This is a genomic window from Geomonas sp. (assembly GCF_035254065.1).
Classification (GTDB): domain Bacteria; phylum Desulfobacterota; class Desulfuromonadia; order Geobacterales; family Geobacteraceae; genus Geomonas.
The window spans coordinates 1-6,665 of the sequence record NZ_DATFBA010000288.1; the positions used below are offsets into that span (position 1 = coordinate 1).

Annotated in this window: 4 protein-coding genes and 1 pseudogene; all 5 read left to right on the forward strand. The window is 62.8% G+C overall.

The window, feature by feature from the left end:
• Nucleotides 1–544, forward strand: a 544-nt coding sequence (locus VJ604_RS13255) for an Asd/ArgC dimerization domain-containing protein (protein ID WP_324083263.1), incomplete at its 5' end; no start/stop codon positions are given.
• A 203-nt stretch (nt 545–747) separates the two neighbouring features.
• Complete coding sequence (locus VJ604_RS13260; RefSeq protein ID WP_324083264.1) at nt 748–2,706, forward strand: YgiQ family radical SAM protein; 1,959 nt, start codon at nt 748–750, stop codon at nt 2,704–2,706.
• 15 nt (nt 2,707–2,721) lie between these two features.
• Nucleotides 2,722–3,309, forward strand: a complete 588-nt coding sequence (locus VJ604_RS13265) for an endonuclease V (protein ID WP_324083265.1) — start codon at nt 2,722–2,724, stop codon at nt 3,307–3,309.
• A 119-nt stretch (nt 3,310–3,428) separates the two neighbouring features.
• A complete protein-coding gene (locus tag VJ604_RS13270; RefSeq protein WP_324083266.1) occupies nt 3,429–4,805 on the forward strand; it encodes a sigma-54-dependent transcriptional regulator in 1,377 nt (458 codons plus the stop codon).
• A gap of 53 nt (nt 4,806–4,858) precedes the next feature.
• A pseudogene (locus tag VJ604_RS13275) lies at nt 4,859–6,595 on the forward strand (cache domain-containing protein); the annotation flags it as partial.
• Nucleotides 6,596–6,665 lie beyond the last annotated feature (70 nt).

Sequence of the window (6,665 nt, forward strand, 5' to 3'; positions counted from 1 at the left end):
GATCGACCCCAAGTCCATCATCGTGGACTCCGCCTCCGGCGTCACCGGCGCAGGCCGCGGCGCCAAGGTCGACAATCTCTACTGCGAGGTGAATGAAGGGTACAAGGCCTATGGTGTGGGGGGCGTGCATCGCCACATCCCGGAGATCGAGCAGGAGCTGTCGCTGCTCGCGGGAAATGACATCACCATTTCCTTCACTCCGCACCTCGTGCCTATGGATCGCGGCATCCTCTCCACCATCTACTCCATGCCGCTTGGCACGGTGAAGGCCTCAGAGCTGGTTGCACTCTATGAGAACTTCTACGATGGGGAGCCGTTCGTGAGGGTGCTGCCGGAAGGGCGTGTTCCCTCGACTGCCCACGTGCGGGGCTCCAACTTCTGCGACATCGGCGTCGTCGTGGACGAGAGGACCGGCAGGATCATCGTCATCTCCGCCATCGACAACCTGGTGAAAGGCGCCTCCGGCCAGGCAGTGCAGAACATGAACCTGATGTGCGGCCTCCCGGAGACCCTCGGCCTGGACATCCTCCCAGTCTTCCCGTAACAGGTTTTAAGTCCCCTCTCCCGAAGGGGGAGGGTTAGGGAGGGGGAGCGCTGCCGGACCGTCGACGAACCCCATCCTCACCCTGTCCCTCCCCTTGAAGGGGAGGGAACGAAGGGCGGGACAGTCGAATATTCGACGCAGTGTTCCCTCCACCCCACCTCCCACCGTGCTGGGGGAGGTGCCGGTTCTTACGTAAGGCATATATGAAAAAAGCATCGCCTCCAAAGCAGCGTTCATCCCAGCCGCACTCACCTAAGAAGCAACAGCCCAAGCCGCAATCCTCGAAGGCGCATACTCCCAGGCAGGCAGCCTCCAAGCCGAATGCTTCCTCGGGGCAGCCGTCGGCGGGCAAGCCGCAGCCGAAGCAGGCCGTCCCTCAGAAGCAGGCTTTCACCTCCAGGTTCCTCCCCATCACCATGGCCGAGGCGAACGCCCGCGGCTGGAGCCAGCTCGACGTCATCTTCGTGACCGGCGACGCCTACGTGGATCACCCTGCCTTCGGCGTCCCTCTGCTGGCGAGGCTTTTGGAGTCGAAGGGGCTCAGGGTGGGGATCATCCCGCAGCCGGACTGGCGCAGCAAGGAGCCGTTCATGGCGCTGGGCCGTCCGCGCCTGTTCTTCGCAGTGGCCGCCGGCGCCATGGATTCGATGGTCGCGCACTATACGCCCGCGCGCAAGCTTCGCCGCGACGACGCCTACACCCCCGGCAACCGCCACGGCGCCCGCCCCAACCGGGCCACCATCATCTACACTTCCCGGCTGAAGGAGGCCTACCGCGACGTGCCGGTGGTGATTGGCGGCATCGAGGCCAGCCTCAGGCGCTTCGCCCATTACGATTACTGGGAGGACAAGGTTCGCCGCTCCGTCCTTTTCGACGCCAAGGCGGACCTGCTGGTGTACGGCATGGGGGAATCGCCGCTGCTGGAACTGGTGCGTCGCCTGCAGTCGGGAGAGGAGTTCGCTGCCATCAAGGATATCCGCGGCACGGCTTGCGCTTCTTCGGCTATTCCGGAGAACGAGGAGTTCGTCGAGCTCCCGGCTTATGAAAAGGTCTCTTCGGAGAAGGCGACCTACGCCCAGTCCTTCCGGCTGTTGTCTGCGGAACAGAACCATGCCTGCGCAAAGATCGTGGTGCAGCGGCACGGCGAGCGCTACCTCGTCTGCAACCCTCCGGCCGAGCCGCTTTCCGAGCATGCGCTGGATGCGCTCTACGCGCTCCCCTTCAACAAGGCGCCGCATCCAAGCTACAGCGCGCCGATCCCGGCCTACGAGCAGATACGAACCTCGATCACCACTCACCGCGGCTGCTTCGGCGGCTGCGCCTTCTGCGCCATCACCCATCACCAGGGAAAGACCATCCAGTCGAGAAGCCAGGCGAGCGTCCTGCAGGAGTTGCAGAAACTGGCGGCGCTTCCCTGGTTCCGGGGGAGCGTGAGCGACCTGGGCGGCCCGACCGCCAACATGTTCGGGCTGTCCTGCGGTGATCGCAAGGCCGGAGCCGTTTGCCGCCGGGAGAGCTGTCTGTATCCCAAGCCCTGCGGCAACCTGGTCACCGACGACGCCAAAAGCTCCCGCCTGCTCGCGGCTGCCCGTAGCGTCGCCGGCGTCAAGCATGTCGCCGTTTCCTCCGGTGTCCGATACGACCTGTTGGAGCGCCAGCCCAAGTATCTGCGCGAACTGATCGGGCACCACGTCAGCGGTCTTTTGAAAGTCGCCCCTGAGCACCTCACCGACCGCGTCACCTCCGTGATGCGCAAGCCCGGACGCGTGAGCTTCGAGCGGTTCAGGGATGCCTTCTTGAAAGAGAGTGGCAGGATCGGCAAGAAGCAGCACATCGTTCCCTATTTCATCTCCGGTCATCCCGGCTGCACCATCTCCGATATGGTGGACCTTGCGCTCATGCTGAAGCGCTGGGGGATGAAAGTCGAGCAGGTGCAGGATTTCACCCCCACCCCCGGTACCCTGTCCACCTGCATCTATCACACGGGGATCGATCCCTTCACCGGTGAAAAGGTGTACGTGGCCAAGACCGACCGCGAGAAGGGGCTGCAGAAATCCCTGCTGCTCTACCATCTCCCCGAGGAGCGCAAGAACTGTCTGCTTGCCTTGAAGGAGTGCGGCCGCGAGGATGCGGGGGCGGAGCTGTTCGGAAGAGGTCGGTAGGCGACGAATGCTTCGTTGACAGTAGCCCTGCATCCCCCGCTGTCACGTCCCCCCCCTTTATCAAGGGGGGAGTGTCTGAGGCAGCAGAATAAGTCGACCATGATCCTCGCCGTCGATGTCACATACTCCGATGAGGACGCCGTCGTTGCCGGCGTCGTCTTTCAAAGCTGGAATGATGACGCTCCCGAAAAGGAGCTCATCAGCCGCTATCCTCACCCCGCATCCTACCAGCCCGGCGAATTCTACAAGCGTGAACTCCCCTGTATCCTCCAGCTGATAAAAGAACATAGCCTGCAACCCGACTGCATCGTCGTCGACGGCTTCGTCTATCTGGACGGCCATGACCGGCCGGGATTGGGCAAGCATCTCTTTGACGCTCTGGGCGGCAAAGTCATGGTGATCGGAGTTGCCAAGAGTTCCTTCAAAGGGATCGGTACCGAGTTCGAACTATGCCGAGGCGGCAGCCTCAGGCCTCTCTTTGTCACCGCCGTCGGTGTCGCTTTGGACCAGGCAAAAGAGTTTATCCTGAGCATGCAGGGGAGATATAGAATCCCCACCCTGCTGAAAAGGGCCGATCAGCTGTCCAAGATGTTTACACAATAACGGGAATAAAAAGTTTGTAACCGGAAACGGAGCGGTGCTAGTATCCCGTTTACATAAAAACGTGCTCCGCATCCAGGTGACCGCGGAGCCGACAGGTCGGATGCACGGCGGGAGCTGCGATGGCGCTGAGAAAAATTCTCATTTGCGATGACGAGGAAGGGATACTCAACTACCTGAAGAAGTTGTTCCAGGCTCAAGGGTACGCGGTGGAGACCTTCACCAACGGCAACGACCTGCTCGCCCGGATCAGGGGGAGCGAGGCCCAGGACTCCGACCTGCTCCTGCAGGATGTCCGGATGCCGGACGTGGACGGCATCACCGTCCTCAAGGAGGCCAAGCAGATCTGGCCGGGGCTGCCGGTCATCGTGATGACCGCCTTCGGGACCATAGATGCCGCCGTGGAAGCCATCAAGCTCGGCGCCTACGACTACGTCACCAAGCCTTTCCCGAAAGAGAAGATCCTGGGGATGATCAGGAACGTCCTGGAGAAGGAGCAACTGGTCCAGGAGAACCTCTCCCTGAAATCGGAGCTGGAAAAGCCGGTCCGGCAGGAAAACATCGTCTTCCGGAGCAAGGTCTTCCAGGACATCTACGACATGACGCTGCAGGTGGCGGCCAGCGAGGCCAACATCCTGATCCTCGGCGAGTCCGGCACCGGCAAGGAGCTGATCGCCGGCGCCGTCCACTACAACAGCCACCGCAGGGAGCGCCGCTTCCTTTCCATAAACTGCGCAGCACTCACCGAGACCCTGTTGGAGAGCCAGCTCTTCGGCCACGTGAAGGGGGCGTTCACCGGCGCTACCGCCACCCAGAAGGGGCTGTTGGTGGAGGCGGATGGAGGCACGCTCTTCCTCGACGAGATAGGCGACATGAGCCTGCCTATCCAGGCCAAGCTCCTCAGGGTGATCCAGGAGCGCGACTTCATCCCGGTCGGCTCCACCAAGCCGCTCACCGTGGACATCCGCTTCGTGGCGGCCACCAATAAGAACCTGGAAAACGAGGTGCGCCAGGGGCGCTTCCGCGAGGACCTCTTCTACCGGCTGAACGTGATCAGCATCCAGCTGCCGCCGCTTCGGGACCGCCGCGAGGACGTGCAGCCCCTGGCCGAGCACTTCCTGAAGAAGTCGTCTTTGAGGATGCAGAAGAGGGTCACCGGCATCTCGCCTGAAGCGCTGAAGCTGCTGAACGATTACGATTGGCCCGGCAACATCCGGGAACTGGAGAACGTCATCGAGCGAGCCGTCATCCTGGCCCGCACCGATAGCCTCACCCCCAAGGAGCTGCCGCTCTGGAAGAAGGAGCCGGAGCGGGTGGAGTTCCCCATCGAGGTTCCCGCCGACGCCCCGATGGTCTCCCTGGAGAACATGGAGCGGGACCACATCGCCCGCACGCTGGCCGGCACCGGTTATCACAAGAGCAAGTCCGCCGAAATCCTGGGCATCTCGCGCCGCACGCTGGACCGTAAGATCGCCGAGTACGGCATCCCCATCCCCTGATGAAATTCTCCACCTTTCGCTTTCCTATCAAGACCAAGCTGACGGTCGCCACCATGATTCCTCTGGCGGTGGCGATCTTCTGCTGTTTCCTCGCCGGCATCGTCATTCTCAACGCCAAGGTGGCCGGCCAGGCCCAGGAGAAGGTAAGAAACGACCTGAGCGTGGCGCGCGAGGCCTACCAGGGTGACCTCTCTCGTGTCTGCGACGTGGTTCGCTTCTCCGCCTCCATCGGTTCCACCCGGCAGGCAATCGAGGCCGGAAACCGGAAGGCGCTGGCCGAGGTGCTCGACCCGGTCCGCTCTAACGAGCACCTGGACATCATGGCCGTCGTTGACGCCTCCGGCCGGGTGGTCTATCGCACCAATAACCCCGCCGTTTATGGCGACCAGAAAACAGACCGTTTCGTCGCCCGCGCCCTGAAAGGAGAAGTGGTCACCGGGAGCACCGTCCTCTCCGCCGGTAACCTCGCCCGGGAAGGAGCGCCTCTTTTGGAGAAGGCGCGCTCGGCCATCGGCGGCGATGCCTCCGATGGGGGACTCTTTCTGATGGCGGCGGTCCCGGTACGCGATCCCGGCGGCGCGGTTGCCGGGGCGATCTACGGCGGCGTGCTGCTCAACAACAACCATCCCGTGATGGAGCGGATCCGCGGGGTGGTATATGAGGGGACCAGGCCCAAGGGGATCAAGATCGGCTGCGCCAGTGTGTACCTGAAAGGTACCAGGGTGGCCAGCAGCTCCCAGTCTCCCGCCGGAGCCAAGCTGTCCGAAGAGGTGTTCCGCAAGGTCATCCTCGAGGACGGCCACTGGGTGGGCCGTGTCCAGGTGGCCTCGGAGTGGTACCTGGCGGCCTACGAGCCGATCCGTTCGCTGCAGGGTGTGCCGATCGGGGCGCTTTACGTTGGGATGCCGGAGAGCCAGTATTCTTCCGCCCAGGGGGGGACGGCGCTTCTCTTGGGGAGCGTGGTCCTCATCTGCACCCTGATCGGTGTGGCTTTCTCCGGCGTGCTGGGCAGCCGGTTGGCCCAGCCGATCAAGGAGCTTTCCATCCTGGCCAGGCGGCTGGCGGCGGGTGAGCGGGGCGTCAGGAGCAATATCGACTCCCGTGACGAGATAGGTGACCTGGCCGGGAGCTTCAACGAGATGAGTGCCGCTCTCGCCGAGCGTGAGGAGCGGATCATCGAGCTCAACCGCGACCTCGAGAAGAAGGTCGAGCTGCGCACGGCGGAGCTTGAGGAGAAGAACCGGCTGCTGGTGCAGACCCGCGAGGAACTGCTGCGGGTCGAGAAGCTGGCCGCTATCGGCGAACTCGCCGCCGGGGTTGCCCATGAGATCAACAATCCCATGGCCATCATTCGCGGCAATACCGAACTGTTGCAGCTTGCCCTCTCCGACGAGGATCCCAACCGTGAAGAGGTCGACACCATCTTCGCCCAGGTAAAACGGGTCGAGCGGATCGTTTCCAATCTGCTGAAGTTCGCCCGGCGCGAACGGAGGGAAATGGGGACCGTTGAGCTCAACGCGCTCTTGCACGAGATCATCTCCCAGGTCCGCCATCAGGAGCCGCTGGACGGGATCAAGGTGCAGGAGAGTTACGACCAGGAGGTTGAGCTCGTTTCCGGCGACGGCGACCAACTGCGCCAGGTCTTCACCAACCTGGTGATCAACGCGGTGCAGGCGATGCCTGGCGGAGGGGTGCTGGGGATTGAAAGCTCGCGGGGGCCGGAGGGCGGCGGGTTCCAGGTGCGCATCTCCGACACCGGTATCGGCATCAAGCCGGAGAACATGCACCAGATCTTCAATCCGTTCTTTACCACCAAGGCGACCGGCACCGGGCTGGGGCTGTCCGTCTCCTACGGCATCG

What these genes read in the sequence shown, in the direction of transcription:
- VJ604_RS13270 (WP_324083266.1), top strand. Translation starts at nt 3,429, where the DNA reads ATGGCGCTGAGAAAAATTCTCATTTGCGATGACGAGGAAGGGATACTC.
- VJ604_RS13260 (WP_324083264.1), top strand. Translation starts at nt 748, where the DNA reads ATGAAAAAAGCATCGCCTCCAAAGCAGCGTTCATCCCAGCCGCACTCA.